Origin of the sequence: Micromonospora sp. NPDC000316, assembly GCF_042898885.1 — a bacterium.
In the GTDB taxonomy this organism is placed as follows: domain Bacteria; phylum Actinomycetota; class Actinomycetes; order Mycobacteriales; family Micromonosporaceae; genus Micromonospora.
In genome coordinates this window covers 26,178-52,686 of record NZ_JBIAZG010000003.1, presented here as the reverse complement: position 1 = coordinate 52,686, position 26,509 = coordinate 26,178, and the positions used below count along the sequence as shown (strand labels likewise).

Annotated in this window: 27 protein-coding genes; 6 read left to right on the top strand and 21 right to left on the bottom strand. The window is 71.8% G+C overall.

Annotation, left to right across the window (positions count from 1 at the left end; all coding sequences use genetic code 11):
* Positions 1-26 precede the first annotated feature (26 nt).
* The 7 genes from ACFY2Q_RS08440 to ACFY2Q_RS08410 form a co-directional block, all read right to left on the bottom strand.
* Positions 27-857, bottom strand: a complete 831-nt coding sequence (locus ACFY2Q_RS08440; protein ID WP_387128532.1) for a carbohydrate ABC transporter permease — start codon at positions 855-857, stop codon at positions 27-29.
* Entirely contained in the window at positions 854-1,840 is a 987-nt protein-coding gene (locus ACFY2Q_RS08435) for a carbohydrate ABC transporter permease (protein WP_387128531.1), read from the bottom strand. The genes ACFY2Q_RS08440 and ACFY2Q_RS08435 overlap by 4 nt, the downstream gene beginning before the upstream one ends.
* Positions 1,837-3,123, bottom strand: a complete 1,287-nt coding sequence (locus tag ACFY2Q_RS08430) for a sugar ABC transporter substrate-binding protein (RefSeq protein ID WP_387128530.1) — start codon at positions 3,121-3,123, stop codon at positions 1,837-1,839. Before ACFY2Q_RS08430 ends, ACFY2Q_RS08435 begins: the two co-directional genes overlap by 4 nt.
* A 223-nt stretch (positions 3,124-3,346) precedes the next feature.
* Positions 3,347-3,631, bottom strand: a complete 285-nt coding sequence (locus ACFY2Q_RS08425) for a GlsB/YeaQ/YmgE family stress response membrane protein (RefSeq protein ID WP_387128529.1) — start codon at positions 3,629-3,631, stop codon at positions 3,347-3,349.
* Between the two features lie 280 nt (positions 3,632-3,911).
* Positions 3,912-4,196, bottom strand: a complete 285-nt coding sequence (locus tag ACFY2Q_RS08420) for a GlsB/YeaQ/YmgE family stress response membrane protein (protein WP_387128528.1) — start codon at positions 4,194-4,196, stop codon at positions 3,912-3,914.
* 327 nt (positions 4,197-4,523) lie between these two features.
* Positions 4,524-6,398 (bottom strand): translation elongation factor 4, encoded by a 1,875-nt coding sequence (gene lepA / locus ACFY2Q_RS08415; protein WP_387128527.1) that lies wholly within the window; start codon positions 6,396-6,398, stop codon positions 4,524-4,526.
* A 115-nt stretch (positions 6,399-6,513) separates the two neighbouring features.
* The gene (locus ACFY2Q_RS08410) at positions 6,514-7,050 is read right to left on the bottom strand and encodes a DUF4240 domain-containing protein (RefSeq protein WP_387128526.1); all 537 of its coding nucleotides are present in this window, start codon (positions 7,048-7,050) and stop codon (positions 6,514-6,516) included.
* A gap of 61 nt (positions 7,051-7,111) precedes the next feature.
* On the opposite strand from ACFY2Q_RS08410, the gene ACFY2Q_RS08405 reads away from it, so the two are divergent.
* Complete coding sequence (locus tag ACFY2Q_RS08405; RefSeq protein WP_387128525.1) at positions 7,112-8,071, top strand: phosphotransferase family protein; 960 nt, start codon at positions 7,112-7,114, stop codon at positions 8,069-8,071.
* Positions 8,072-8,256: 185 nt separating this feature from the next.
* On the top strand, positions 8,257-8,523 hold the full coding sequence (rpsT, locus tag ACFY2Q_RS08400) for a 30S ribosomal protein S20 (protein WP_074313654.1): 267 nt from the start codon (positions 8,257-8,259) through the stop codon (positions 8,521-8,523).
* Between the two features lie 127 nt (positions 8,524-8,650).
* Here the strand turns inward: rpsT and ACFY2Q_RS08395 are convergent, their stop codons facing one another.
* The 9 genes from ACFY2Q_RS08395 to nadD form a co-directional block, all read right to left on the bottom strand.
* Complete coding sequence (locus tag ACFY2Q_RS08395) at positions 8,651-9,076, bottom strand: hypothetical protein (protein ID WP_387128524.1); 426 nt, start codon at positions 9,074-9,076, stop codon at positions 8,651-8,653.
* On the bottom strand, positions 9,073-10,053 hold the full coding sequence (holA, locus tag ACFY2Q_RS08390; RefSeq protein ID WP_387129103.1) for a DNA polymerase III subunit delta: 981 nt from the start codon (positions 10,051-10,053) through the stop codon (positions 9,073-9,075). Before holA ends, ACFY2Q_RS08395 begins: the two co-directional genes overlap by 4 nt.
* 171 nt (positions 10,054-10,224) lie before the next feature.
* The gene (locus ACFY2Q_RS08385; protein ID WP_387128523.1) at positions 10,225-12,606 is read right to left on the bottom strand and encodes a ComEC/Rec2 family competence protein; all 2,382 of its coding nucleotides are present in this window, start codon (positions 12,604-12,606) and stop codon (positions 10,225-10,227) included.
* Entirely contained in the window at positions 12,603-13,517 is a 915-nt protein-coding gene (locus tag ACFY2Q_RS08380; RefSeq protein ID WP_387128522.1) for a helix-hairpin-helix domain-containing protein, read from the bottom strand. Before ACFY2Q_RS08380 ends, ACFY2Q_RS08385 begins: the two co-directional genes overlap by 4 nt.
* A gap of 170 nt (positions 13,518-13,687) precedes the next feature.
* Complete coding sequence (locus tag ACFY2Q_RS08375) at positions 13,688-14,473, bottom strand: SDR family NAD(P)-dependent oxidoreductase (protein WP_387128521.1); 786 nt, start codon at positions 14,471-14,473, stop codon at positions 13,688-13,690.
* Positions 14,466-15,320: a DegV family protein gene (locus tag ACFY2Q_RS08370; RefSeq protein WP_387128520.1), complete on the bottom strand. Its 855-nt coding sequence runs from the start codon at positions 15,318-15,320 to the stop codon at positions 14,466-14,468. Before ACFY2Q_RS08370 ends, ACFY2Q_RS08375 begins: the two co-directional genes overlap by 8 nt.
* 71 nt (positions 15,321-15,391) lie before the next feature.
* Positions 15,392-16,021 (bottom strand): histidine phosphatase family protein, encoded by a 630-nt coding sequence (locus ACFY2Q_RS08365; RefSeq protein ID WP_387128519.1) that lies wholly within the window; start codon positions 16,019-16,021, stop codon positions 15,392-15,394.
* Positions 16,018-16,425 carry a ribosome silencing factor gene (gene rsfS, locus ACFY2Q_RS08360; protein ID WP_387128518.1) on the bottom strand — a complete coding sequence of 136 codons (408 nt, stop codon included), beginning with the start codon at positions 16,423-16,425 and terminating at the stop codon, positions 16,018-16,020. Before rsfS ends, ACFY2Q_RS08365 begins: the two co-directional genes overlap by 4 nt.
* A gap of 110 nt (positions 16,426-16,535) precedes the next feature.
* Positions 16,536-17,132 carry a nicotinate-nucleotide adenylyltransferase gene (gene nadD, locus ACFY2Q_RS08355; RefSeq protein WP_357012636.1) on the bottom strand — a complete coding sequence of 199 codons (597 nt, stop codon included), beginning with the start codon at positions 17,130-17,132 and terminating at the stop codon, positions 16,536-16,538.
* A 118-nt stretch (positions 17,133-17,250) separates the two neighbouring features.
* On the opposite strand from nadD, the gene ACFY2Q_RS08350 reads away from it, so the two are divergent.
* Both ACFY2Q_RS08350 and ACFY2Q_RS08345 read left to right on the top strand, forming a co-directional pair.
* Positions 17,251-17,904, top strand: coding sequence for a PadR family transcriptional regulator (locus ACFY2Q_RS08350; protein WP_387128517.1), 654 nt, complete (start codon positions 17,251-17,253; stop codon positions 17,902-17,904).
* 160 nt (positions 17,905-18,064) lie between these two features.
* Positions 18,065-19,279, top strand: a complete 1,215-nt coding sequence (locus ACFY2Q_RS08345; RefSeq protein WP_387128516.1) for an FAD-dependent monooxygenase — start codon at positions 18,065-18,067, stop codon at positions 19,277-19,279.
* A 97-nt stretch (positions 19,280-19,376) separates the two neighbouring features.
* On the opposite strand, the gene pepN is transcribed toward ACFY2Q_RS08345, so the two are convergent.
* Positions 19,377-21,893 carry an aminopeptidase N gene (gene pepN, locus ACFY2Q_RS08340; protein ID WP_387128515.1) on the bottom strand — a complete coding sequence of 839 codons (2,517 nt, stop codon included), beginning with the start codon at positions 21,891-21,893 and terminating at the stop codon, positions 19,377-19,379.
* A gap of 69 nt (positions 21,894-21,962) precedes the next feature.
* Here pepN and ACFY2Q_RS08335 point away from each other — a divergent pair, with 69 nt between their 5' ends.
* Complete coding sequence (locus ACFY2Q_RS08335) at positions 21,963-22,181, top strand: DUF397 domain-containing protein (protein ID WP_030336536.1); 219 nt, start codon at positions 21,963-21,965, stop codon at positions 22,179-22,181.
* Positions 22,182-22,232: 51 nt separating this feature from the next.
* Here ACFY2Q_RS08335 and ACFY2Q_RS08330 read toward each other — a convergent pair whose 3' ends face one another.
* Positions 22,233-22,646 carry a hypothetical protein gene (locus tag ACFY2Q_RS08330; protein WP_387128514.1) on the bottom strand — a complete coding sequence of 138 codons (414 nt, stop codon included), beginning with the start codon at positions 22,644-22,646 and terminating at the stop codon, positions 22,233-22,235.
* Positions 22,647-22,854: 208 nt separating this feature from the next.
* On the opposite strand from ACFY2Q_RS08330, the gene ACFY2Q_RS08325 reads away from it, so the two are divergent.
* Positions 22,855-24,096, top strand: coding sequence for a cytochrome P450 (locus ACFY2Q_RS08325; RefSeq protein WP_387128513.1), 1,242 nt, complete (start codon positions 22,855-22,857; stop codon positions 24,094-24,096).
* 345 nt (positions 24,097-24,441) lie between these two features.
* Here the strand turns inward: ACFY2Q_RS08325 and ACFY2Q_RS08320 are convergent, their stop codons facing one another.
* From ACFY2Q_RS08320 to ACFY2Q_RS08310, 3 genes are read right to left on the bottom strand one after another with little or no spacing between them, the layout of a single operon-like run.
* Positions 24,442-25,080 (bottom strand): DUF3618 domain-containing protein, encoded by a 639-nt coding sequence (locus ACFY2Q_RS08320; RefSeq protein WP_387128512.1) that lies wholly within the window; start codon positions 25,078-25,080, stop codon positions 24,442-24,444.
* Positions 25,077-25,544, bottom strand: a complete 468-nt coding sequence (locus ACFY2Q_RS08315) for a phage holin family protein (RefSeq protein ID WP_387128511.1) — start codon at positions 25,542-25,544, stop codon at positions 25,077-25,079. The genes ACFY2Q_RS08320 and ACFY2Q_RS08315 overlap by 4 nt, the downstream gene beginning before the upstream one ends.
* A 31-nt stretch (positions 25,545-25,575) precedes the next feature.
* On the bottom strand, positions 25,576-26,421 hold the full coding sequence (locus ACFY2Q_RS08310; RefSeq protein ID WP_387128510.1) for a hypothetical protein: 846 nt from the start codon (positions 26,419-26,421) through the stop codon (positions 25,576-25,578).
* Between the last annotated feature and the right edge of the window lie 88 nt (positions 26,422-26,509).

Sequence of the window (26,509 nt, the reverse complement as noted above, 5' to 3'; positions counted from 1 at the left end):
TCCATCCGGGTCGACTCTCGCGGCGGTCAGCCCTTGACGGCCCCAGCCACCAGGCCGGAGACCATTCGTCGCTGCACCAGCAGGAAGAAGATGATGACCGGCAGGGTGAACAGGGTGGAGGCGGCCATGACCGGCCCCCAGTTGGTGTCGTCCCGTCCGAAGAAGAACGTCATCGCCACCGGCAGCGTGTAGCGGCTCTGGTCGTTGATGAACGTCAACGCGAAGATCAGCTCGTTCCAGGCGGTGATGAACGAGAAGATGCTCGTGGCGACCAGGCCCGGCGCGACAAGAGGAAAGAGGACCCGGCGGAAGATCTGGGCGCGGCTCGCGCCGTCGATCGCGGCGGCCTCCTCCAACTCCTTTGGCACCGCCGCGACGAAGCCCCGCAGCATCCAGACCGCGAACGGCAACGAGAAGCCGAGGTACGTGAGGATCAGGCTGGGCAGGGTGTTGTAGAGCCCGAGGCGCTGGATCATCAGGAACAGCGGGATGACGAGCGCCTCCAGCGGGATCATCTGCACCACCAGCAGCATGATCAGGAAGCTGGTCCGCAGCTTGAAGCGGAACCGGGCCACCGCCGTCGCGGCGAGCAGGGCGACCAGGCCGCTGAGCAGCACCGTCGCGACCGCCACCAGCGCGCTGTTGAGGAAGAAGTCGAAAAAGCTCACGCCCGGGATGAGGTTGCCGGTCAGGATCTCCCGGTAGTGCGCAAGCGTCGGGTGGGCCGGCACCGGCTGCGGGGTGGACGAGAAGATCTCACTGCTCGGCTTCAACGAGGTGGAGATCATCCAGTAGACCGGGAAGGCCGCGAAGAGCGCGACCAGCAGCCCGGCGGCGTTGAGCGCGACCTTCTTCACGACTCGTCCTCCTGCCTGAGCACCATCCGTACGTAGAAGCCGGTGACCACGAGCAGGATCAGCGTGAGGATCACCGCGATGGCCGCGCCGAGGCCGTACTTCGGCGGTGGCGAGAACGCTTCGGCGTACGAGTAGATGGAGAGCATGAACGTCGGCCGGTCCTGGGTGCCGCCGGCCAACACGAACTGCTGGGTGAAGACCTTGAAGTCCCAGATGGTGGAGAGCACGATCAGGATCCCGAAGACCGGGCGCAGCAGCGGGAACGTGATCTTCCAGAAGACCCGCCACGGGCTGGCACCGTCGACCCGGGCCGCCTCGTGCAGCTCACTCGGCACGCTCTTCAGGCCGGCGAGCACGCTCACCGCGATGAACGGGAACGAGTGCCACACCACCACCAGGGTGAGGATGGCGAAGAAGAGCAGCGGGGAGTTGAACCAGCCGTAGCCGGTCCAGTCGCTGCGGCCGAACAGCCCGTTGGACAGGCCGTCCGGCAGTGCGTTGAACAGCCAGGTGACAAGGCCGCTCGTGTCGTCGAAGATCCACTTCCAGACGATCGTGCCGGTCAGCGCAGGGGTGGCCCAGGCCAGCATCACGCAACTGGCCACGAATGTCGCCATCTTGCGGCCGAGCCGGTTGAGCAGCAGCCCGACAAGGGTGCCGAGGACCATCGTGAGCAGCACGTTGGCGGCGGCGAACAGGACGGTGTTGCGCAGCACCGTCAGGAAGAACGGGTCGGTGAGGATCTCGATGTAGTTGCCGAGGCCCACCCAGGGCCACTCCCGGTCGCCGCGCAACTGCCGCACGCTGTTGAGCCGGTAGAACGACATCGTCACCACCTGGCCGAGCGGCCAGAGCAGCAACACCCCAATGATCACCAGGGCGGGCAGGAGCAGCAGGTACGGCAGGCGGTCCACCCGGCGACGCCGCCGCACGGGGATCTCCCGCGCGGCGGCCGTCTCCGGGCTTTTGGTCTGTGCGCTCACTTGCTGTTCAGAATGCCTTCCATCTCGGCGGCCGCGTCGGCGGTGGCCTTCTCGACCGTCTTCTGGCCCTTCATGACCGAGCTGTTCATCGCCTGGGTCACCGTCTTGGTGCGGCTGACCTCCACCCACTTCGGGGTGAGCGGCGTGAGCTTGGTGTTCTGCATGGTGGTGGCGAACGCGGCCATCACCTTGTCGTTTGCGTACGTGTCACCGGCGACCAGGTCCTTGTAGACCGGGAAGAAGCCGAGGCTGCTCGCGAAGCTCTGCGCGTTCTTCTTGTTGAGCAGCACGGTCAGGTAGTCCCAGGCCAGGTCCTGCCGCGCGCTGTCCTTCCAGATCGCCACGTCCGAGCCACCGGCGAACGCGGGTGCCGCCTTGCCGTCCGGGCCGGGGATCGGGAACGTACCCCAGACCTTCTCGATCTCGGGGTTGTCCTTCTTGATGGCACCCTGCTGCCAGCTGCCGGCGAAGGCCATCGCGGCCTTGCCGGTGGCGAATTGGGTACGCGCGTCGATCTCGTTCCAGCCGGCAGCGGCCGGCGGGGCCACCTTGTGCACTGTCACCAGGTCGGTCCAGAACTTGACCGCCCGCTGCGCCTCGGCTGTGGTGTAACCGGACTTCCAGGCGCCGCCCTGGTTGCTGGCGATCTCGCCGCCGGCACCCCAGAGGAACGAGTAGAAGGGCAGCTCGGAGTTGCCCGGCAGGGCGATGCCGTAGGTGCCCTTCTTCTTCGCCTGCACGGCCTTGGCCACGCTCACCAGGTCGTCCCAGGTCTTCGGCGGCTGCACGCCCGCCTCAGCGAACCAGTCGGTGCGGTAGTAGATGGCGCGCACGCCCGCGTACCAGGGCACGCCGTACTGCTTGCCGTCGAGCTGCGCGTTCTTCACGAGGTCGGGCAGCAGGTCCTTGCCGTCGGCCCAGCCGCCCATCCGGCCGCTCACGTCGGCGAGCGCCTCCTGGGCGGCCCAGCCCTGGGTCTCGGTGTTGCCCAGCTCGGTGATGTCCGGTCCCTCACCGCCGGCGAGCGCGGCCTGGAACTTCTTGGGCGCTTCGAGCCAGGGGATGTACTGCACCACCACGTCGGTGTCGGGGTGCTTCTGCCGGAACTCCGTCTCGACCGAGTCGAGGAAGGCGTTCTGCGCGTCGCCGCCCTCGCCCATCATCCATACCGTGAGCTTGCTGTCGTCGGCCGCGTCCTCGCCGGAGCCTCCGCAGCCGGTCAGCACCATCGCGGCCGAGGCCACCACGGCGGTGACCGGGGCCAGCCGCTTCCACCTGTTCACGCCACTTCTCCCCTCGCGCCGCCTGGAACTAACCTTCTCCGCCGCACCTTAGTACGAAGAAATCCTTTACGACAGTGGTCGGAGCGCCCGAAGCGTGGCGACGGTACCGCAAGGGCATCGACGCGAGGGGTCGTGGCATCAGGTCGAAGTCGGGCACTCCGCCACGAAAGAACGCCCGACCATCGGCCGGGCGTTCGTTCGCGGTGCGGGTGATGCCAGGTTGTTACCGGGTGACGCTGCGGCGGCGACCCACGCCGGCCACGAGCGCGACGGCGATGGCCGCGACGACGACCTGCACCAGCAGCTCAGCCCAGTCGATACCGGCGGTCTCGGTCGCGATGCCGACCGCCCGCGCCAGCACCGTGCCCAGCAGGGCCGCGCCGACACCGATCAGCAGGTGCAGCCAGATCGGCATGTTCTGCCGGCCCGGGACGACCAGGCGACCCAGCGCCCCGACGATGAGACCAACAACGATGGCGGTGATGATGCCCCACACGGTGAGCTCCACGGTCGCCCTCCTTCTAAGAATGTCTGACACACGAATGTGTGTTTCCTGTCGTGACCGCTAAGTGCCCGACCGCCCGAAAATCCAAACCGACTCGGCACCCCGAACGATCACAATCACGCATACAAGGGGACGTGCGACACGGCTCGGGGTCGATCGGGTCTGGCGGGGCCGCGCCGCCACGCCGTGCGCCGACTTCGCGCAGGACGACTAACGCCGATGGGCACCCGACCTGTCGGTCGGGCGCCATCGAAGGTTGCGGTGGTGCGCTGTGATGCTTGTGTTACCGGGTCACACGACGCCGGCCACCCACACCGGCCACGAGCGCGACAGCGATGGCCGCGACGACGACCTGCACCAGCAGCTCGCCCCAGTCGACACCGTTCGTCTCCGTCGCGATGCCGACCGCCCGCGCCAGCACCGTGCCCAGCAGGGCCGCGCCAACACCGATCAGCAGGTGCAGCCAGATCGGCATGTTCTGCCGGCCCGGAACGACCAGGCGACCCAGCGCCCCGACGATGAGACCAATAACGATGGCAGTGATGATGCCCCACACGGTGAGCTCCACGGTCGCCCTCCTTCAAAGAACGTCTGACACACAATGTGTGTGCTTCCTGTCGTGACCGCTAAGTGCCCGACCCATGGAAAAACCAAACCGACTCGCCACGAAACGAGCGGCAGACGTCAATGCCGGATGGCTGCGTCGATTGGGGTGGGAGCGCGTCCACACAGGTCACGTGCCCTGCGACCAGGTGCCCGGACCACCGGCCGGGACCGAAAAAATCTCCACAGGCACCCGCACCCCACCGCCCTCGGGCACTGTTGATCAAGAACCTCGCGTCCGATCGAAGCCTCTTGATCACCCGGGCCCGGGTGGTGGGGTGCTGGGTGCGGGCTACTTCTTGCCGGCCTTGCCGTCGCCGGAGTCGGAGGAGAGCGCGGCGATGAAGGCCTCCTGCGGCACCTCGACCCGGCCCACCATCTTCATCCGCTTCTTGCCTTCCTTCTGCTTCTCCAGCAGCTTGCGCTTACGGCTGATGTCACCGCCGTAGCACTTGGCGAGCACGTCCTTGCGGATCGCGCGGATGGTCTCGCGGGCGATGACCCGACTGCCGATGGCCGCCTGGATCGGCACCTCGAACTGCTGCCGCGGGATCAACGTCCGCAGCTTGGCGGCGATGGTTACGCCGTAGTTGTACGCCTTGTCCTTGTGCACGATGGCGCTGAACGCGTCCACCGGCTCGCCGTGCAGCAGGATGTCCACCTTCACCAGTTCGGACGCCTGCTCGCCGGAGGGCTCGTAGTCGAGCGAGGCGTAGCCCTTGGTACGGCTCTTCAGCTGGTCGAAGAAGTCGTAGATGATCTCGGCGAGGGGCAGCGTGTAGCGCAACTCCACCCGGTCGGCCGAGAGGTAGTCCATGCCGAGCAGGGTGCCGCGCCGGCCCTGGCAGAGCTCCATCACCGCGCCCACGTAGTCGTTCGGCGTCAGCACTGTCGCCCGGACCACCGGCTCGTACACCTCGGCGATCTTGCCGGTCGGGTACTCGCTCGGGTTGGTCACGACGATCTCCTCGCCGTCGTCCGTGATCGCCCGGTAGACGACGTTCGGCGCGGTGGAGATCAGGTCGAGGTTGTACTCACGCTCCAGCCGCTCCCGGATGATCTCCAGGTGGAGTAGGCCCAGGAAGCCGCAGCGGAAACCGAAGCCGAGCGCGCCGGAGGTCTCCGGCTCGTAGTCAAGCGCGGCGTCGTTGAGCTTGAGCTTGTCCAGTGCCTCACGCAGGTTCGGGTAGTCCGAGCCGTCGATCGGATAGAGGCCGGAGTAGACCATCGGCTTCGGGTCCTTGTAGCCACCGAGCGCCTCGGCCGCCGGCCGACTGTTGATGGTGACCGTGTCACCGACCCGGGACTGCCGGACGTCCTTCACACCGGTGATCAGGTAGCCGACCTCGCCGACGCCGAGCGCCTCGGCCTTGACCATCTCGGGTGAGATGACGCCGATCTCCAGCAGCTCGTGCACGGCGCCCGTGGACATCATCTTGATCCGGTCCCGGGCGCTGATCCGGCCGTCGATGACACGGACGTAGGTGACCACGCCACGGTAGACGTCGTACACCGAGTCGAAGATCATCGCGCGGGCGGGCGCCACGGCGTCACCGACCGGCGGGATGAACTGCCGGACGATCTCGTCGAGCAGGTACGGCACGCCCTCGCCGGTCTTGCCGGAGACCCGGATGCAGTCGGCGGGGTCGCCGCCGATCAGGTGGGCCAACTCCTCGGCGTACTTCTCCGGCTGGGCGGCCGGCAGGTCGATCTTGTTGAGCACCGGGATGATGCGCAGGTCGTTCTCAAGCGCCAGGTAGAGGTTGGCAAGGGTCTGCGCCTCGATGCCCTGCGCGGCGTCGACAAGCAGCACCGCGCCCTCGCAGGCGGCAAGCGACCGGGACACCTCGTAGGTGAAGTCGACGTGCCCGGGGGTGTCGATCATATTGAGCACCGCGTGCTCACCGGCCCGCTCGCCCTCGCGGATGGTCCACGGCATCCGGACGGCCTGGCTCTTGATGGTGATGCCGCGCTCGCGCTCGATGTCCATCCGGTCCAGGTACTGGGCGCGCATCTGCCGGGGGTCGACCACACCGGTGAGCTGCAACATCCGGTCGGCCAGGGTCGACTTCCCGTGGTCGATGTGGGCGATGATGCCGAAGTTCCGGATGCGACCGGGGTCGGTGGCACCAGGAGCGTTCGCGCCGGGATCGAGCTTCGGTGGCACAGCGGTCCGTTCTGGTCGACTGACTGAACAGGCCGGCGCGCCGCCGACCCCCTCTATGTTCCCACGCCGCCGGGGTGCCCCCGCTGTGCGGGCGATGGATCGCTCCGAGAACCCCTCACTCCAGGGGCGGCTCGACGAAGAGCGCGGCAAGCCGGGGCAGCCGGCGGCGGGCCTCCTCCTCGTCGTCGAAATCCCAGAAGTCGTTGAGATCCGGGGTACGCACCGGGTCCCGGTCCGCCGGCAGTTCCGTCGCGGTCGCCTTGCGGTACGCGTCCCAGGGCACCGCCAACATCTGCTCGGCGGAGAACTCCTCGCCGCTGAGCGAGGCAGCCCGTACCTGCGGCAACTCGGCGAGCGAGTCCGGGTCAGTGACCGCGCGGGCGAAGACGGCCCGCCCCTGGGTCATCAGCCAGCCCCGGAAGTGCTCGAAGCCGTCCGCCGAGGCGCCACCGTTGATCAGGTACGCAGCGCCCCACAGGTCCGCCTTGTGCGAGGCGGCCAGCACCCGCGTCTGGTGCCGGGCGTACCCGACGATGTCCTCCGGGTCGCGTTCGGCGAGCAGGGCGACGGCCCGCGCGGCGACCGGGCCGGGCTCTCCCCCGCCGCCGGCCCGGGCCTCGTCGATCAGCTGCCAGAAGTCCTCGGTCCTCATGGCTTGGCAGTCTGGCAGTGTCGCCGCGCGCCGCGCACGTACCCCGGGGCAGCATGGTGTGGTGTCTTCCCCGCCGCCTCCGCACCAGGCGGGCGCGCCGCGCCCGTCGTGGTCGGCGCTGCCTGCGGCGCTGCGGGCCACGATCGCCGGCCGCCTCGGTGCGGCGGTGGTCGCCACCCGGGTCGCCGCCGACGGCTTCACCGGCGGCTTCGCCGCCGTGCTCGACACCGCCGACGGGGGCAGGGTCTTCGTCAAGGCGGCGGCTGAGCCGCACCTTGTCGACTCGTACGCCCGGGAGGCCGCGATCCTGGAACGGCTGCCGGTGGGCCTGCCCGCGCCCCGCCTTCGGTGGACCCTGTACGAGGTCGGCTGGTTCGTGCTCTGCACCGACGCCGTCGACGGTCACACCCCGCGCCGGCCCTGGGCGCCGGCCGAGCTGGGCGCCACGCTCGCCGGGTACGCCGAGGTCGCCGCCGCGCTTGCCGACCCGCCGGCCGGGCTGAGGGCGCTCGGCCTGCCGCATCTCGCCGACCTGGCCCGCTCGGACATCCTCTGGTGGGAGGAGGTCGCCGCCGGCCGGGAGCCCACCCCGGCGCTGCCCGTGGCCGTACGGGGCCGGCTGCCCGAGCTGGTGGCGCTGGAGTCCCGCCTCCCCCGGTACGCCGCCGAGGCGACCGGCCTGATCCACGGCGACCTGCGGGCGGACAACGTGCTCGTCGACACCGACGGTCGGGCCTGGTTCTGCGACTGGACCTGGGCGTGTTCCGGCCCGGCCTGGTTCGACGTGGCAGGTCTGCTGCTCACCGCGTACGCCGACGGGCTGGACGCCGACCGGCTCTTCGCCGCGCACCAGGCGTCCACGGGCGCGCCCCCGGACGCCCTCGACGCCACACTGGCCGCGCTGGCCGGCTACTACCTCACCGGAGCGGACGCGGCGGGCTCCCCGCACCTGAGTGCGCACCGGCGACGCACCGGCGAGCAGGCCCTCGACTGGCTCACCCGCCGCCAGGGCTGGCAGTGACGCGGCCGGCGCGGCCGAGGGCGTATCGTGGTCCCCGGCGAGCCGGGATCGGCCGCGCGGTGGTCGAGCCGTTTTGGCTCGTCCCGAGCGACCTGGTAACCTGGCTCTTCGCGCAGCGTTGACGCATGTTCGTCATCCCGCGCACCTAAGCTGACCAACCCGAGCTATCAAGACGAGGCTGTCGCGTGGCGAACATCAAGTCCCAGATCAAGCGCAACCGGCAGAACGAGAAGGCCCGGCTGCGCAACAAGTCGGTCAAGTCGTCGCTGAAGACCGCCGTCCGGAAGTTCAACGAGGCTGCAGAGGCCGGTGACGTCGAGAAGGCCACCGCTCTGATGCAGGAGGCCTCGCGCAAGCTGGACAAGGCCGTCAGCAAGGGCGTGATCCACTCCAACCAGGCCGCGAACCGCAAGTCCGCGATCGCCAAGCGCGTGGTGTCCCTCTCCGCCTGACGCTCGCTGTCAGACTGATTCGGAAAGCCCCGGACTCCGGTCCGGGGCTTCCGCGTGTCTGTGGCACAGCACCCGGCTGAGATCTTGGAGGGAAATCGCCCCTGGAGGGGCAGTTTCCCTCCAAGATCTACTGCGATTCGGCGGGCGGGCGGGTGTGCGTGGCTGGCGCGTCTACCGTGACGACGACCCCGGTTACGCCGTGCGAGATCCACTCGACCCGGGCCCGGCCGACGACCGGCTCCATCTGCCTGCGGAAGCGGTCCCGTTCCTGCTCCGGCACGAGCGCGGCGGACCGGACCACTGTCGCGGCCACCATGTCGTTGAGCTTGACCATCACCGCCACCACCAGGGGCAGCACCAGCACCGCCCACCAGGTGACCAGCTCCGCCAAGGCGAGCAGCACGGCCAGGGCGACGGTGCCCTCGAAGAAGAGGAAGCAGAGCACCCCGCCGGGGTTGACGAACCGCAGGCCGAGGAGTCGGGCATAGAGCGGCCGGTAACGCTCCTCGGCGGCCGGGATGGTGGCCCACGCCGTGCGGTTCGGCCCCGTCACCGGCTGCTGCCCTGCCGCGCCGCCGCGACCGAGAAGACCGCGCGCTCCAGGGCGTACGCCCTGTCGTCCGAGCCGCCCTTGACTGCCGCGTTGCACTCGGCAGCGACCTGCATGGCCCGGACCAGCCCTTCCGGCGTCCAACCGCGCCCCTGGCGCTGTGCCCGCTCGATCTTCCACGCGGGCATCCCGAGGCTGCTGGCGAGCTGGTACGGGCTGCCCCGCCCCGCCGACGCCACCCGGGCCACCGTGCGCACACCGTCGGCGAGTGCATCGGCGATGGGCACCGGGTCGACACCGACGTGCAGAGCCCAGCGCAGCGCCTCCAGAGCCCCGGGGACGTCGCCGACCATTGTGGCGTCCGCCACCGTGAAGCCCGTCACCTCGACCCGACCCTTGTAGTAGCGGGCGACTGTGTCGGCGCTGATCCGCCCGTCGGTGTCGGCGACGAGCTGGGAGCAGGCTGCGGCCAGCTCACGCATGTCGTTGCCGACCGCGGCGATAAGCGCCTCGGCGGCGTCGTCGGTGCACTTGCCGCCGGCCCGGCGGATCTCGTCCCGGACGAAGGCCACCCGCTCACGGTGCCCCTTGAGTTTGGCCGCCGGGACCACCGTGGCACCCGCCGACCGCAGCCCGTCGGCGAACGCCTTGCCCTTGGCGCCACCCAGGTGCTGCACCAGCAGCTGGACCTCCGGGTCGGGGTTCTTGGCGTACGCCAGCAGGGCGGCGACCAGGTCCTTTCGGGCGTCCTGGCCGGAGCGCAGGATGAGCAGCCGCCGCCCGCCGAACAGCGATGGGCTGAGCATCTCGGCGATCTCGCCGACGGTGAGCACACCGGCCTGGTATTCGCGGACGTCCACATCGGGGTCGACGCTGCGGACCTTCTCGACAGCTTCGGTGACCGCGCGCGTGGCGAGCAGTTCCTCGTCACCGAGGACGAGCAGAATGGGTGCGAGGCTGGCGGGGGTCACGTCGCCCATATTCGCACGGCCCACGGCGGGATCGGGCCTGCTCATTCGCCACCCGGTCGGCGTAGCCCGCACTTAGCGCAAATCCAGACATCTATCTCGATTCACCATCTAATCCGCAATACGCCCGCCATTTGCTCTGGCGGTGCCGCAATTTCCATGGCAAGCACCTGCCGCCGGCTGTCACGGCTGTCGCCCTGGTGGCACGCCTCGGCGGACCACCGCCAGCCCGTCGCCGGCACGAACCACCGCCAGATCGCCATCGGTGTCGGTCCGCAGCACCCGTGCGCCGCCCCTGCCCAACCGGGCCAGCAACCCTGGGTTCGGGTGCCCGTACGTGTTGCCGGCACCGACCGGCACCAGCGCGACGGCCGGCCGCACCGCGTCCAGGAAGCTTCCGTCCTGATACGCCGACCCATGGTGAGCAACTTTCAACACATCGGCCCGCAACTGCCCCGGCAGCGCCCGCGTCAGCACCGCGTGCTGCTCCTCGGTCTCCGCGTCGCCGGGCAGCAGGATCCGCACCCCGGCGACCGTGGCGCGCAGCATCAGCGAGTTGTTGTTCGGGTCGGATCGCGTGCCGGTCAGCGAGTACGGCGGGCCGAGCACGAGCAGGTCGACACCGCCGACCGGATGGCGCGCCCCGGCGGTGGTGCTGAGCAGCGCGGCCCGCCCGCCGGCTGCCGCCGAGCGGACCGCGTCCCGGCCGCCCTCCGGATCCGTCGACGCGGGGGTCAGCACCGCCGCCACCCGCCGGCCCCGGAACACCCCGGCCACCCCGCCCACGTGGTCGGCGTGAAAGTGGCTCACCACCAGCAGCGGCACCTCCCGCACACCCAGCCGCCGCAGGCAGGCGTCCACCGGCCCCGGCTCGGGTCCGGCGTCGACCACCACGGCCCGGCCGGCGGCGACCGGCAGCACCAGGGCGTCGCCCTGCCCCACCGCGCAGGCCACCACCACCCAGCCGGGCGGCGGCCAGCCCGAGGCCATCAGCCGGACCGGGAGGGCGCCGACAAGCGCGGCGACGGCGACGACCGCGACCAGCCTGCGCACCAACGGCCGGCGTACGGCGACCAGCAGCGCCACGGTCAGTCCGGCCAGCAGCAGGGCACCTGTCGCCCCACCCGGCCAGGGCAGGGTGCCGGCCGGCAGTCGTGCGCCGTGGTGGGCGATGAGGACCAGCCACCAGGCCGGCCAGCTCGCCAGCCACGCGACGAATTCGGCGCCTGCCGGCCAGACCGGCGACAGCACGGCCGCCGTCACGCCCAGCACCGTCGCCGGCGCGATGGCCGGCACCGCAAGCAGGTTGGCCGGCACCGCCACCAGGCTGACCGTGCTGGAGATCGCGGCGACCACCGGCCCGCAGGCGACCTGGGCCGCCGCCGGCACCGCCAACGCCTCGGCCAGCCCGCCCGGGACGCCCCTGCGGCGCAGCGCGTCCCGCCAGCGTGGGGCGAGCAGCAGCAGACCGCCGGTGGCCAGCACGGAGAGCGCGAACCCGGCGTCGCCGGCCAGCTCGGGGTCGACAAGCACCAGCACCGCGATAGCGGCGGCCAGCGCGGGCAGCGCGGCCCGGGGCCGGCCGGCGGCCAGCGCGGCGAGCCCGATCGCGCCCATCGTGGCGGCCCGTACGACGCTCGGCGACGGACGCACCAGGATGACGAAGCCCGCAAGCGCCAGCCCGCAGAGCCCGACGGCGAGCCAGGGGCCGGCGCGTGCCCAGCGGGCCAGCAGCAGCACCGCACCCAGGACAATCGCGACGTTGCTGCCGGAGACGGCATTGAGATGTGTCATGCCTGTCGCCCGGAAGTCCTCCTCGACTGCGGGCGGCAAGCGGCTGGTGTCCCCCACCACAAGGCCCGGCAGCAGGCCACCCGGGTCGTCGGGCAGTGGCGCGCAGGCTCGTTGCAGGCCGGCGCGCAGCGTGCCGGCGGCACGTTGCGCCCAGGATGGCGTGCCCTGCCGCTCGGGCGGCCCGGTGGTGCTGAGCACCGCCGCGGTGAGGTCGCCACCGCGCGGAACGCCGAGCCGGCCCTCGGAGGTCACGCGTTGCCCGGGCAGCAGCCCTCGCCAGGCCGGGTCGGTGGCCAGGATCAGCAGCCGTACCGAGGTTTGGACCCGCTCGCCGTCCGGCCCGGTGAGCTTGACGAGTTGGGCCGGCACCAGCAGCATGCCGGGACCGCCTGCGGATCGGATCTGGCGCGGGTCGTCCCGGACGACCAGGTCGGCGGTGACCGGGGTGCGCGCCTCGGCCAGGGCGCGGATCGGCGGCGAGTCCCGGACGGCCAGCCGAGCGGCGGTTGCCGCCGCGCCGCAGACCACGCCGAGGCCGACCGCGACGACGATCCAGCCGTACCGGCGGGCCACGGCTCGGGGTCGCCCGAGGCGGCCGAGCAGGTGCAGGCTCGTGAGCGCGGTCAACAGCGTCGCCGTCCCGGCCACCAGTAGGAGGAGATGGGCGTCGACGTGCAGGCCGACGAGCGCGGTGAGCCAGGCGGCGACGGCCAACCCGGCCAGCCGGAGGTCCGGTGGGGTCGGGTCACCGACGACGGGGTGGGCGCTCACACTGTCACCAGGTCCTTGAGCTGCTCGTATCGCGTGTCGCCGATCCCGTCGACCTGGCGCAGATCACCGACGCCCTTGAAGCCGCCATGCTGATCCCGGTAGGCGAGGATCCGCTGGGCGAGCACCGGCCCCACCCCGGGCAGCGCGTCGAGCTGGGCAAGCGTAGCGGTGTTCAGGTTCAGCGGACCGGCCGGCGGTGCCCCACCGGCCTCCGCGCCGATCGCGCCGGCCGGCACCGGCGGTGGCGTCACCCCGACCACGATCAGCTCGCCGTCGGTGACCTTGCGGGCGGGGTTGAGCAGCGCCACGTCGACACCAGGCAGCGGGCCACCTGCCGCCTGCACCGCGTCGGCAAGCCGGGCGCCGGCCGGCAGCCGCACCAGCCCGGGCTTGCGGACCTTGCCCGCGACCGCCACCACAAGCTCGCCCGAGCCGGACGCACCGGGGACACCCGCCGTGGCGGCTGGGGCGGCCTCAGTGGCCAGCGGTGCGACCCGCTCCGACTGGGGCCGGGACCGCCAGGCCCAACCGGCGGCGGCCAGCACCACAAGCACGGCGACGACCGCCAGCACCCGCACCCCGCGCCGCCCCGGATCGAACGCTCCCGGCCCGGGCAGCAGCGACGAGGGCTGGCCCGCCGGGCCGTCCGGGGCCGGCTCCGCGAGCGGCGCCCCGGCCCGAGGCGGCACCACGCCCACCAGGGGTACGCCCGCGAGCGGCGCTTTGGCCCGAGGCGGCACCACGCCCACCAGGGGTACGCCCGCGAGCGGCGCTTTGGCCCAGGGTGGCTGCGCGCCCATCAGAGGTACGCCCGCGAGCGGCGCCCCAGGCCGGGGTGGCTGCACGCCAGCCGGTGGGTGCGTCAGTCGGCGCAGGCGCTGGCGTACCTCTGTCTCCTCGTCGTGCGACACGGCCCGACGCTATGGTGGCGCACGGCGTGGCGGGGCACGACGACCTCTGCCTGTGGACAACCACTGCCACTGTGGACAGCGCCCTGATCATGCGCCGATCTGCTAAGGGCGTCAGAGACCTCCGAGCGGTCCAACCCGAGGCGCACGGGAATGCTGACCGTCGAAGCAGGTCAGCGGGCCTCCGGATCGAGGCCGAGAATGGCCCGTCCCCCGTCCACGGGCAGGATGACCCCGTTGACGAAGCTCGCCGCCGGCGACAGCAGGTACGCGACGGCCTCTGCCACCTCGTCGGCCCGCCCGATACGGCCTACCGGGTGCAGTCGGTTCAGCTCGGCGTCGATCCACTCGGCCTGGGAGGGCTCCTGCGCGGCGAGGAACTCGGCGTGCCGCTCGGTGGCGATCGAGCCGAGCGCGACGGCGTTGGCGCGGATGCCGTGCCGCCCGTACTCGACGGCCAGCGCCCGGGTCAGCCCTTCCACGGCGGCCTTGGCTGTGGCGTAGGGCAGAGCGCCGGACACGGGCCGGCGAGCCTGGTGCGACGAGACGTTGACGATCGCGCCGCCGTTGCCTGCGGCGAGAAACCGGCGGACGGCGACGGCGGCACCCACCACGGCGGGTCGCAGGTTCAGCCCGATCAGGTCCAGGATCGCGTCGGCCGACACGGAGTGCAGCGCGGCGTCGCGGAACACGGCCGCGTTGTTGACCCAGCCGGTCAGCGGAGCGAAGCGCTCGGCCAGTTCAGCGGCGCGCTCGGCCACCGGCTCGGCTCCGGCGTCGCCGACCACAGCGACAAGGCGGTCGGCGGCGGGGTCTCCGGCCAGCCAGTCGAGGGCGTCGCCGTCGTGCTCCACGACGACGACGGCGGCACCCGTCGCCACGAGCCGTTGCACCACGGCCCGCCCGACGCCGCGGCCACCTCCGGTGACCACATAGGAGGCGGGCACCCGGTCAGCCATCGGCGCGGCGGTGCACGACGACGCAGGCCAGCCCCGGCCCGGCGTGCGCGGCGACCACCGCGCCGGCCTCGGAGACGTACGTGTCGTGCACCCGGTCGCCGAGCCGCTCGGTGAGCGCGGTGAGCAGTGCCTCGGCCCGCTGCGGCGCGGCCAGGTGGTGCACGCCGAGGTCCACGTCGTCGTCTCCGGCCGCCTCGACGGCCAGGTCGACGAGTCGGGCCACTCCCCGACTGCCGGTGCGGACCTTCTCCCGCAGCACGATGGCCCCGTCCGGCATGTGCATGATCGGCTTGACCGACAGGGCTGTGCCGAACAGCGCTTCGGCCGCGTTGATCCGGCCGCCCCGGCGGAGGAACTCAAGCGTGTCGACGTAGAACCAGATGGTGGTCCGTGCAACGGCGGTGAGCGCGGCGTCGCGTACACCGGCGAGGTCGGCACCGCCCTCGGCGGCGGTGGCAGCCGCGATGGCCGGGAAGCCGAGCCCCATGCCTGTGGAGCGGCTGTCGACGACCTCGACCCGGCCGTCGAAGTCGGCGGCGGCCAACTGGGCCGCCTCGACGGTGCCGGACAGGCCGGCGGAGAGGTGCACCGAGACGACCCCGTCGGCGCCGGCGTCGAGCAACTGGCGGTACGTGCGGACGAACTGCTCGGGCGCCGGCCGGGAGGTGGTCGCGGTGACCCGCCGGCCGCTCAACGCCCGTGTGGCGTCGGACGGCTGGGTCTCCACCCCCTCCAGCCCCTCCGCGCCGTTGAGCACGACGGTCAGCGGGACGACTGTCAGCCGGTGCCGCTGCACCAGCTCAGGCGGAAGGTAGGCGGTGGAGTCGGTCACGACCGCGACGGGCATGCCCGGCACGCTAGCCGATCGAGGCGTCGAACGCCGAGGCGCGGGCACGCCCAGCCGGGCGGGGCCGGCGCTCAGAACGCGTCGACGACGGCGGCGGCGGTGATCAGGCCGACGTTGTGCCCGCGCAGCTGCCAGCCTCGGACGTCGTCGTGCCGCAGCTCCGTCCAGTGGCAGTTGGCCAACGAGCCGACGGCGCGCAGCACGCCCGGGTCCCAGGCGAGCAGGTGACCGACGCCCTGCCGGGAGGCTCCACCGTGGGTGGCGATCACCACGGTACCGCCGGGGGCGGCGTCGGCGGCCTCCAGGAACGCGGCGGCGACACGCGCGCCGAGGTCCCGCAGCGGCTCCAGGCCCGCGCCCGGGTCGGGGTCACCGGCTCGCCAACGGGCGTACTCGGCGGGGAAGCGCTCGGCGGCCTCGGTGAGGTGCAGGCCCTGCCACTTGCCGAAGTGCCGCTCGCGCAGCCGGGCGTCGGTGCGAACCGGCAGCCCGGTCAGCGCGGCCAACGCGGCGGCGGTATCCGCGGCGCGGCTCAGGTCGCTGGACACGATGGCGTCGGGTCGCAGCGACGCGAGCAGCGGCGCGGCGGCGCGAGCCTGGTCGCGGCCCAGCTCATTGAGGGGTACGTCGGTCTGCCCCTGGACGCGGTTGGCGGCGTTCCAGTCGGTGTTGCCGTGCCGCCAGACGATCAGCCGGGTCATTCGGCTGCGGCGGACCCGCCGGCGTCGGCCTCGACCAGGTCGCGATCGACGAACGGGATCGTAGGGCAGTCCTTCCAGAGGCGGTCGAGCCCGTAGAACTCGCGCTCCTCGGTGTGCTGGACGTGCACCACGATGTCGACGTAGTCGAGCAGCACCCACCGGCCGCCGCGCTCGCCCTCGCGCCGCACCGGCTTCGCCTTCTCCGGCAGCTCGAGCAGGCTCTCCTCGATGGCGTCGACGATGGCCAGCACCTGACGCTCGTTGGGGGCGGCGGCGAGCACGAACGCGTCGGTGATGGCGAGCTGGTCGCCGACGTCGATGATCGCGATGTCCTGCGCCTTCTTGTCGGCGGCGGCCTGGGCGGCTGCGATTGCCAGCTCGTGAGCGCGTTCGGAAACTGTCACCGTTCTCCTTCGATCAACCGTGCGATCCTCCAAGCGTCTCACACCCGCTGACACCCCGAGTCGTCAGTTCTGGTCGGTTAGGCGCACAAACGCGGCCATACCGGGCGCGATCAGCGCTGATAGAGGCGGCGTTTGGCGATGTACTGCACCACACCGTCGGGCACCAGATACCAGACCGGTTCGCCACGGGCCACCCGGGCGCGGCAGTCGGTCGACGAGATGGACATCGCGGGCACCTGGATCAGGCTGACCGTGTCCGCCGGCAGGTGCTTGTCGGTAAGCGGGAAGCCGGGCCGGGTCACCCCGACGAAGTGGGCCAGCTCGAAGATCTCGTCCAGGTCCTTCCAGGACAGGATGCGTTGCAGGGCGTCCGCTCCGGTGATGAAGAACAGTTGCACCTTGGGGCCGTACTCGGCCTGGATGTCGCGCAGGGTGTCGACCGTGTAGGTCGGCCCACTGCGGTCGATGTCGACCCGGCTGACCTGGAAGCGGGGGTTGGAAGCGGTGGCGATGACTGTCATCAGGTACCGGTCCTCGGCAGGGCTGACCGGTTCGTCGGCCTTCTGCCACGGCTGCCCGGTGGGGACGAAGACCACCTCGTCCAGGCCGAACCGGTCGGCCACCTCACTTGCCGCGACGAGGTGCCCGTGGTGGATCGGGTCGAAGGTGCCACCCATGATCCCAATCCGCCGGATATCTTCCTCCACCCCGTGATCGTAAGCGGAGCGCCGTGGCCCGCCGATCCGGCCCGGCCGTGTGCAGCACCACCACTCGCCGGCATATACTCGCCTACGAGCAATCGGATACGAGGACAGGAGGCGCGTCGTGCCGAAGCGGCGCAAGGTCGGCAACCTGCTGGCGCTGGCTGTGCTGTCCGCCCTGGTCCAGCGGCCGATGCACCCCTACGAGATCGCCACCACACTGCGCGCCTGGGGCAAGGACCAGGACATGGAGTTCAAGTGGGGCTCCTTCTACACGGTGGTTCGCAACCTGGACAAACACCAGTTGATCGAGGCCGTGGAGAGCGTCCGCGACAGCCGACGTCCAGAACGCACCGTCTACCGGATCACCGAAGCCGGGCGGGCAGAGCTTGTCGACTGGGCCCGTGAGCTGGTCTCCACACCGGTGCCGGAGCATCCCCGTTTCCGCGCCGGCCTCTCCGTGCTCGCCGCCCTGCACCCCGACGAGGCCACCGACCTGCTGCGCCAACGACTCGAACTGCTGGAGGGCGCGATCCGCCAGGACCGCGCCACGCTCGACGCGCACCTTCGGGACATCCCCCGACTGTTCCTCGTCGAGTCGGAGTACGACCTGGCCATGCGAGCCGCCGAGGCGACCTGGCTGCGGGCCCTGCTTGGCGAGTTGACCTCGGGCACCTACCCGGGCCTGGACACCTGGCGGACCTTCCACGAGACCGGCGAGATGCCGGCGGAGTTGACCGAGCTGGCGGAGAGGACCAGCCGCGACACCACCTACTGAAAAGACGGCCCCGGCGGGGTGCGCCAACACCCCGCCGGAGCCCTACCTCGAACCGACACCTGTTGAGGCACCCGGCCCGAAGCGGCAACCACGAGGATAACCGGGTTCCCTCCCAGGTCGGTTCGCACGCGCACGCACCGACGAACCTCAGGGAGAGACCATGACCACCGTACGAACCGCTATCGTCATCGGCGGCGGCATCGCCGGACCGGTGACGGCACTCGCGCTACGCCGCGCCGGCATCACCGCAACCGTTTACGAGGCGTACCCCGCCACCGCCAGTGAGGCCGGCGGCATCGGAGGCACCCTCGCGCTCGCGCCCAACGGCGTGGCGGCGCTGCGCACGATCGGCGCGGACGAGGCGGTGACGGCGATCGCCACCCCGATCGAGCGCAGCGCGATGGCCGTCGGCCGTCGACGCATCGACCTGCCCACACTGGCCGGAGTGCCGCCCCTGCGCGTGGTGCACCGGGCCGAGCTGTACCGCGTCCTGCACGACCGCGCGGTCACCGAGGGCGTCTCCTTCGCGTACGGCAAGCGGCTGGTCCACGCCGACCAGACCGACAGCGCTGTGACCGCCCGATTCGAGGACGGCAGCACCGCCACCGCCGACCTCCTCGTCGGCGCCGACGGCATCCGGTCCACGGTCCGGGGCCTCATCGACACGGCCGCGCCCGGCCCCCGGTTCACCGGCCTGCTCGGCTTCGAGGCGGTCGCCCGACACGAGGTGGACGTCCAACCCGGCACGATGACGTTCGCGTTCGGCCGACGCGGCTACTACCTGTACTGGCCGGAGCCCGGCGGCGGCACCCGGTGGGGGGCCAACCTGCCGTACCAGCGACCGCTGAGCCTCGTCGAGGCCCGCGCGGTGCCAGCGGCGCAGTGGCTGGACACACTGCGCGAAAGCTACGGCGACGACGACCCGGGGCGGCAGTTGACGGCTACCAGCAACGCCGACGAACTCCAGGTGGTCGGGGCGATGCAGATCATGCCGCCGGTGCCGCACTGGCACCGAGGGCGGATGGTGCTGGTCGGCGACGCGGCGCACGCGCCGTCGAACAGCTCCGGGCAGGGAGCGTCGCTGGCCATCGAGAGCGGCGTGCAGCTCGCCCGCTGCCTGCGCGACCTGCCGGACGTGGAGTCGGCACTTGCCGCGTTCGTGCGGCTGCGCCGCGCCCGGGTCGAGAAGGTCGCCGCCCGCGCCGCCCGCATCAACCAGGCCAAAGCGCCGGGGCCGTTCGCCCGGGCGCTGATGCCGCTGCTGATGCCGCTGCTGACGCGCACCGCCATGGACCCGGAGAAGACCGTCGCCCACGAGCAGCGCTACGTCATCGACTGGGACGCCCCGGTCACGGCGGACCCGGCACTGCGCTGAGCTGTCGGGCGCGGGGGGACCCACGGGCCACCCCGCGCCCGACACGGCCGACGCCGCCCCGCAGCCGACGCGGCCCGCCACCTGCGCCCGACTCGGCTCAGGCCGCCCCGGCGGCCACCGCCGTCCGGGCGACAAGCGCGCGACGCAGGTCGTCGTCGGCGTCGGTGACAACCCGACGCAGACCCGGGGTCAGGTCGTCGCGGGCCAGAAGCGCCGCGGTCGCCTCCCGGGTCGGCTGCGCCACGGCGTAGTGGGGGAAGGCCAGCTTCGCCACCCGGTCGGCCGTCCACGGGGTACGTCGACGGGCGGCGGCCGGCATCTCCGCGAAGTACCGCTCGACGTACGCGGCGGTCAGCTCGGCCTGCTCGGGCTGCCAGAACCCCTCGGCCGTCGCCTCCAGCAGCCGGTTGGACAACTCGGTGTCCCCCACGATGACGTCCCAGGCTGCCTGCTTCGCGGATGGGTCCGGCAGGGCGGCCCGGCAACGGGCGGCCCGCTCGGCACCCGCTGAGCTCGGGTCGGCGGCCGCCTCGGCGGCGATCTCCACCTCGCCGGCCGCGCGCAGCACCACGAGTCGACGCAGCACCGACCAGCGCAGCTCGGCGTCGGCCTTCAGCCCGGCCGGCACGTCGCGGCCGGCGAGCCAGCCGGTGAGCAGATCCGCGTCGGTGGTCGCGGCGACCCAGGCCCGGGCTGCGGCGAGCTGGAGGGACTCCCCCGCCGGGGCGCTGTCAAGCAACTGCCGGCACGCCCCGGCCACCCGGGCCAGCGCAGCCGACCGGGTCAGCGGGTCGAGGTAACGGTCGATCAGCGACCGGCTGAGAGTCAGCACGTCCTCCGCGATGATCACCTCGGTCTCGGCGGGCAGCGCGGCGACCATCAGGTCGACAAGGCCGGCGACCGGCCGCTCCCCGTCGGTCGCCGCGTCCAACGCCTCGCCCCAGAGCACCGCCCGTGTGAGGGGGTCGGCCAGCCTGGGCAGCACCAGCGGCACGGCGTCCGCCGACGCCGGGTCGAGGCGCACCTTGGCGAAGGTGAGGTCGCCGTCGTTGGGCAGCAGCAGCCGGGCCGCCGGCACGCCGGTAAGCGCGCCGAGCACCGTCCGGCCGTCGGCGGCGGCCGGGTCGAGGTCGACCTCGTCGCGCTCAGCCGTGCCGTCCACCGAGTAGCGGCCCACCCCGATGCGGTGTGGACGCAGCACCGGGTGCGACGTGGGCGCGGTCTGCACCACTGCCACCTCGGTGTAGCGGCCGTCGGTGTCGACGGCGACCTCGGCGCGCAGCGTGTTGACCTGCGGGGTGCGCAGCCACCGCTCGGCCCAGTCGGACAGGTCCCGGCCGCTGGCGGCGGAGAGGCTGGCCAGCAGGTCGGCCAGTGTGGCGTTGCCGAAGCGGTGCGCGGCGAAGTGCGCGTTCAGGCCGGCGAGGAACGCCTCGTCGCCGAGCCACGCGACCAACTGCCGCAGCACGCTGGCGCCCTTGGCGTACGAGATGCCGTCGAAGTTGAGCAGGCCCTCGTCGGCGTCGGCCACCTCCGCCGGGGCGACCGGGTGGGTGGACGGACGCTGGTCGGCGGCGTACCCCCAGGCCTTGCGGCGCATGGCGAACGTCGTCCACGCCTGGTCGAAGCGCGTCGCCTCGGCGGTGACCCGGGTGCCCAGGTATTCCGCGAAGGACTCGTTGAGCCACAGGTCGTCCCACCAGCGCATGGTGACCAGGTCACCGAACCACATGTGCGCCATCTCGTGGGCGATGGTGGTGGCCCGCTGCTCGCGCTCGGTGTCGGTGACCGCCGAGCGGAACACGTAGTCGTCGCGGAAGGTGACGATGCCCGGGTTCTCCATCGCGCCGGCGTTGAACTCCGGCACGAACGCCTGGTCGTACTTGCCGAACGGGTAGCGCTCGGTGAAGAGCTCGTGGAACCGGTCCAGACACTGCCGGGTGACGGTGAAGATCTCCTCGGCGTCGGCGTCCAGGTGCTCGGCGAGCGACTGGCGGCAGTAGATGCCCAGCGGCACACCGTCGTGCTCGGCCCGCCGGACGTGGTAGGGCCCGGCGATCAGCGAGAAGAAGTACGTGGCAAGCGGCGCGGTCGGGGCGAACTCCCAGCGCCCCGGCGCCGGGTTGGCGGCCACCTCGGCGTTGCCGACGACCGTCCACGCGGGCGGGGCTGTCACCGTGAGCACGAACGACGCCTTCAGGTCGGGCTGGTCGAACGCGGCGAAGATGCGCTGCACGTTGTCGAGGAACGTCACGGCGTAGAGATAGGTCTCGCCGTCGGCCGGGTCGACGAAGCGGTGCATCCCCTCCCCGGTGTTGGAGTAGGCCATCTCCGCCTCGACGACAAGCGTGTTCTCCGCGTCCAGGTCGCCGAGCGGGAGCCGGTTGTCGGTCAACGAGCCCGGGTCGAGGTCGCGGTCGTTGAGGCGTACACCCAGCAGGGTGGTGGGTTTGATCTCGACGAAGGTCGCGGTGCCGGGGGTCGCCCGGAACCGGATCTCGACGCGGGAACGGAACAGATCACCGTCGCCGGTCAGGTCAAGATCCACCTGATAGGTCTCGACAGTAATCGCCGCGCCACGCGCGGTCGCCTCTACACGGGTCAAGCTCGGCATCCGCTTATCCTGCCCGATGGGGATCGGCAATCGGTCACCACACGACCCTCGGCACTGGAGGAAAGAACCATGGCACAGCACCCCAAGGGCGATTTCGATCTCTCCCGGGCGGTCTGGCAACGGGCTGAGGGGGACACCTCCGACAGTGCGGTCGAGGTGGCCTTCGTCGACGACCTGATCGGGATGCGCAACTCCGCCGAGCCGGACGGGCCGGTGCTCGTCTTCACGCAGGCCGAGTGGGACGCATTCGTCGCCGGCGCGCAGGACGGCGAGTTCGACCTGGACTGACCGGGATCGGGTGCCGCGGGCGGCGCTGCCGCCCGCCGCCGTCGCTCGCTGTCAGTCATCGCTGTCGCCAGCGCCGCCGCTGTCGCCGTCGCCCCAGCCGAGGCCGCCGGGGCCGGGGGCGTGGTGGAAGCCGGGATGGTCGGCGACGTCGACGCAGCGCTCACCGTCCGGGCCGACCGCCCCGCAGAACAGTCGTTCGGCACGGTGCCAGGCGTCCGCCGGGGACAGGGCCGCCGCGCCGAGTGCCAACTCCGGGCGGAGCAGGCTCAGCGCCTCCGCGTACGCCACAGCCACCTCGCGTGCGTCGGCCGGGCCGGGCACTGTGAAGCCCAGGTGCACGGTGAAGAACCGGTGGGGTCGGGTGGGCCGACCCGGCGGCCCGATCAGCGATCGACCGTCGCGGCCCCCGCCCGGTGCCCCAGCCGCCCGTCGCTGCCGCCAGTGCGGCGACCTGTTCTCCCGCATCTCGCCCTCCCCGTAGTCGTGGCCCCCAGGCCCGGCAGGTCCGGCGCCGGCAGGCGGCGGCCCCACCAGCAGCCAACCAGGTTCCGCCGCCCCTGGGAGGGGCCAGCCGGCGCGCCGATCGGCGGGATTCAGCGGCGGCGACCGGGGTAGTCACGGCACCAGGGCGGCAGGAGGTCGACGGCTGCCACGAGTGCGTGGGGAGACACCCATGGCGACCATGCCGGTCGACCGCAGCCCGGACAGCACCCTCGCGTTCCTGCGCTCCGGTTACCGGTTCATCGGTGAGCGCTGCGACCGGTACGGCAGCGACGTCTTCCAGACCCGGATCCTGCTGACACCTACCATCTGCCTGCGGGGCAGGCCGGCGGCGACGCTGTTCTACGACACCGAGCGCTTCCAGCGGGGCAACGCGATGCCGCTGCGGGTGCAGCGCACGCTCACCGGGCGGGGTGGCGTGCAGGGCCTGGACGGCGCGGAGCACTCCGACCGCAAGGCGATGTTCATGTCGATCATGACGCCGGACCGGATCGGGCAGCTCGGGCAGCTCTTCGACGACGAGTGGCGGGCCAGGCTCCCCGCCTGGGAGGCCGCCGGACCGGTGACGCTCTACGACGAGGTGGGCCGCCTGCTGACCCGCGTGGTCTGCGCCTGGGCCGGGGTCCCGTTGCCCGCGTCGCAGGTCGACCGCCGGGCCGTCGACCTGCACGCCATGATCGAAGGTCCGGCGGTGGTCGGCCCCCGGCACTGGCGAGGGCTGCTCGCCCGCCGCCGAGCCGAGCGTTGGCTCGCCGACCGCATCGAGCGGGCCCGGGTCGGCACAGAACCGGCACCGGCCGGCAGCGTGCTGGACGTGATCGCCGAGCACCGCGACGCGCGGGGCGCGTTGCTCCCCCACCGGATCGCGGCCGTCGAACTGCTCAACATTCTGCGACCGGTGGTGGCCGTGGACCGGTACATCACATTCGCCGCGCTCGCCCTGCACGACCATCCCGCCTGGCGGCAGCGGGTCCGCGACGACGGGGCCACCGAACAGTTCGTCCAGGAGGTACGCCGCTACTACCCGTTCTTCCCGTCCGCCGTCGCCCGGGTCCGGCGCTCCTTCGACTGGGCGGGCCACCACTTCCCCCGGGGCCGTCGGGTACTCCTCGACCTCTACGGCACCAACCACCACCCGGCGCTCTGGCCCGAGCCGGAACTGTTCCGACCGGAACGGTTCGCCGGCCGCCGGGTGGACCCGTTCGAGCTGGTCCCCCAGGGCGGCGGGGACTTCTCCACCGGGCACCGCTGCGCCGGCGAGTGGATCACCATCGACCTGATGAAGCGGGCGGTCACCAACCTGACCAGCGCCATGACCTACGACGTACCCCCGCAGGACCTCACCCTGGATCTACGCCGACTGCCCGCCCTCCCACCCAGCGGCCTAACCCTCACCAACATCCGCCGCACCTAAAACGGCGCCCCGCCCTGGTCCCCTCGCACCCCGCCCTGGCCCCTCGCGCTCGCGCCTGCGCCTCGCGCCTGCGGCTCGCGCCTCGCGCCGCGCGCCCGCGCCCGCGCCCGCGCCCGCGCCCGCGCCCGCGATCTTGCACTTCCTGTCGGGACAAAAATGCTTGAACCCGACAAAAGCTAGACCGAAACTGCAAGATCGCGGACGAGGGCGGGGCGCGGTGCGAGGGCGGGGCGGGGTGCGAGGGCGGGGTGCGAGGGCGGGGTGCGGGGGTGGGGGCAGAAGGGTGGGGGCGCGCGACAGCTCGCGGGCACCGGGGTGACCGCGAGCTGTCAGGATCGAGCGGAGTCAGGAGCGGGACTGCTGGGCGTGGTCCTTGACGTCGTGCGCGGCGGACCTGCTGTCGTCCCTGACCGTTTGCACCGCGTCCTGTGCCGTGGTCCGCACCGAGTCGGCGGCGTGCTGGGCGGGCTCGCGCAGCTCGTCCTTGAGCTCGCTCGCCACCTCGCTCAGCTTCTCCTTGACCGCCCCGCTGTGCTCGCTGACCTTCTCCTTGACCTGCGTCGCGGCCTGCTGCTCCCGGCGGGAGGCCGGGATGAGCGAGGAGGCCAGCCAGCCGACCCCGAAGGCGATGAGCCCGGCGGCAAGCGGGTTGCCCTGGGACTTCTGCCGGATCACCCGGGGCGCGTCGTGCGCGGCGTCGCTGACGGTCGAGGCCGCCGAGTGCGCGGCGTCGCTGACGCTGGACGCCGCCGACGAGGCGCGGTCGCCCACCGAGTGTGCGGCGTGGCCGGTGCCGTGGCCGAGGTCAGCTGCGGTTCCCATGACCTTGTCCCTCACATTCTGCAGCGCGGAGCGTGCCCGCTGCTTGCGGTCGTCGACGATGCGGCTGGGGCTGACCTTGTACGCCAGCGCGTCCACATCGGAGCTGAGGCTGTTGCGGGTGGCTTCGATCTCCCGGCGGATCTGGTCGGGATCGGTGCTCATCGGGTGACTCCCTCCGGGTGGGGTTTGAGCGCGTCGGGGATCTGCTGCACGCTGTCGTTGGTCTGCCTGAGCCCGCGTACGTGCTGGGCGTTCTGCTTGGCCTTGGAGTACAGAACGGCGGCGACCGCGGCCCAGATGACGGCCACGATCAGCGCGGCCAGGCCGGAGTCCATGACGTTGTCCAGGAACTGCCACACGGCGATGGACACGAAGAGCGCCACCATGTAGCCGCCGAAGCCGGCGCCACCGAAGAGCCCGGCGGCCTTGCCCGCCTTCTTGCCCTCCTGGCGGATCTCGGCCTTTGCCAGCTCGACCTCCTGGCGCATGAGCGTCGACAGGTCGGTGGTGACCTGACGCATCAGGTCACCGAGCGAGCTGCCCTTCACCTCCGCAGCGGTGTGCGGGGCACCCGCGTCGGGGTGGTATCCGGAGTCCAGTCCGGACCCCTGCGTCGGCATGGTCATGCCGTCGCCTCCCTTCGGATGACTCGGTGGCTCACGGGCGAGGGCTACCGGTGGACGGCACGCCCGGCAGCGGGTCGGTCTGGGTCACCGGCGGCAGCGGCTGCCCGGTGCTGGTCGGCTCCGAGTAGTCGTCTCGACCGTCATCGGTGGCCCGGCCCGGAGTCGGGTCGGTGTAGCCACCCGGAGTCGGGTCGGTGTAGCCGCCGGAGGTCGGCTCGGTGTACGTGCCGGGAGTCGGGTCGAGGTAGCCACCCGGCGGGGTCGCGTTCGGCGCGGCGCGGGGTGCCGGCGGCGGCGTCGGGATCACAGCGGTCTGCTCCGGGTCGTACGCCCCGGCGCCCCGGTAGCCGGCGGAACCGTTGCCGGTGTCGTCGCTGCCCGCCGAGATGCCACGGGTGAGACGGCCGGCGAGCACGCCGAGGACCGCCGCGCCGACCAGGAAGGTGCCCGGGTTGCGCCGCGCGTAGTTGCGTACCTCGTTGATCAGGTCGCCGGGCTCGCGCTCCTCGAGCCAGCCGGCCACGCCGTGCACCCGGTCGGCGGCCTGACGGGTCAGCTCGCTCACCGGGCCGGCCTGGCCACCCTGCTCGGCCATCGAGCGCATCTCGTCGGCGATCGAGCGCAGCCCGCCAGCGGCGCGCCGCTGCTGCTCGGCGGTCTGGCCGGCGAGCTGGGTACGCGCCTCGCCGTAGAGGTTGCGGGCCTGCCGGGCTGCCTCGCGGCCGACCTCGGTGCCCTGCTCCTTGGCGGTCTGGGCGACCGCCCCACCGGCGTGCGCCGCCTCGGACCCGACCTGGCGGGCCTGCTCGCGAACGCCTCCGCCGTTCGTCGACTCCTGCCCGTACGTGGAAGACGTGGGTGAAAGATCGTAAGTCATGATTTCCCTTCCGCTCGGAATGTCGTCGCGGTTGTGCTGGGGGATGCGGCCGCGTCGCCGTGGCCGCCGACAAATCACCTACCCTGCG

What these genes read in the sequence shown, in the direction of transcription:
- ACFY2Q_RS08410 (WP_387128526.1), bottom strand. Translation starts at nt 7,050, where the DNA reads ATGAGGACCGAGGACTTCTGGCAGCTGATCGACGAGGCCCGGGCCGGC.
- holA (WP_387129103.1), bottom strand. Translation starts at nt 10,053, where the DNA reads ATGGGCGACGTGACCCCCGCCAGCCTCGCACCCATTCTGCTCGTCCTC.
- ACFY2Q_RS08375 (WP_387128521.1), bottom strand. Translation starts at nt 14,473, where the DNA reads ATGGCTGACCGGGTGCCCGCCTCCTATGTGGTCACCGGAGGTGGCCGC.
- ACFY2Q_RS08370 (WP_387128520.1), bottom strand. Translation starts at nt 15,320, where the DNA reads ATGCCCGTCGCGGTCGTGACCGACTCCACCGCCTACCTTCCGCCTGAG.
- ACFY2Q_RS08365 (WP_387128519.1), bottom strand. Translation starts at nt 16,021, where the DNA reads ATGACCCGGCTGATCGTCTGGCGGCACGGCAACACCGACTGGAACGCC.
- ACFY2Q_RS08345 (WP_387128516.1), top strand. Translation starts at nt 18,065, where the DNA reads ATGACCACCGTACGAACCGCTATCGTCATCGGCGGCGGCATCGCCGGA.
- pepN (WP_387128515.1), bottom strand. Translation starts at nt 21,893, where the DNA reads ATGCCGAGCTTGACCCGTGTAGAGGCGACCGCGCGTGGCGCGGCGATT.
- ACFY2Q_RS08335 (WP_030336536.1), top strand. Translation starts at nt 21,963, where the DNA reads ATGGCACAGCACCCCAAGGGCGATTTCGATCTCTCCCGGGCGGTCTGG.
- ACFY2Q_RS08330 (WP_387128514.1), bottom strand. Translation starts at nt 22,646, where the DNA reads ATGCGGGAGAACAGGTCGCCGCACTGGCGGCAGCGACGGGCGGCTGGG.
- ACFY2Q_RS08325 (WP_387128513.1), top strand. Translation starts at nt 22,855, where the DNA reads ATGGCGACCATGCCGGTCGACCGCAGCCCGGACAGCACCCTCGCGTTC.
- ACFY2Q_RS08320 (WP_387128512.1), bottom strand. Translation starts at nt 25,080, where the DNA reads ATGAGCACCGATCCCGACCAGATCCGCCGGGAGATCGAAGCCACCCGC.
- ACFY2Q_RS08315 (WP_387128511.1), bottom strand. Translation starts at nt 25,544, where the DNA reads ATGACCATGCCGACGCAGGGGTCCGGACTGGACTCCGGATACCACCCC.
- ACFY2Q_RS08310 (WP_387128510.1), bottom strand. Translation starts at nt 26,421, where the DNA reads ATGACTTACGATCTTTCACCCACGTCTTCCACGTACGGGCAGGAGTCG.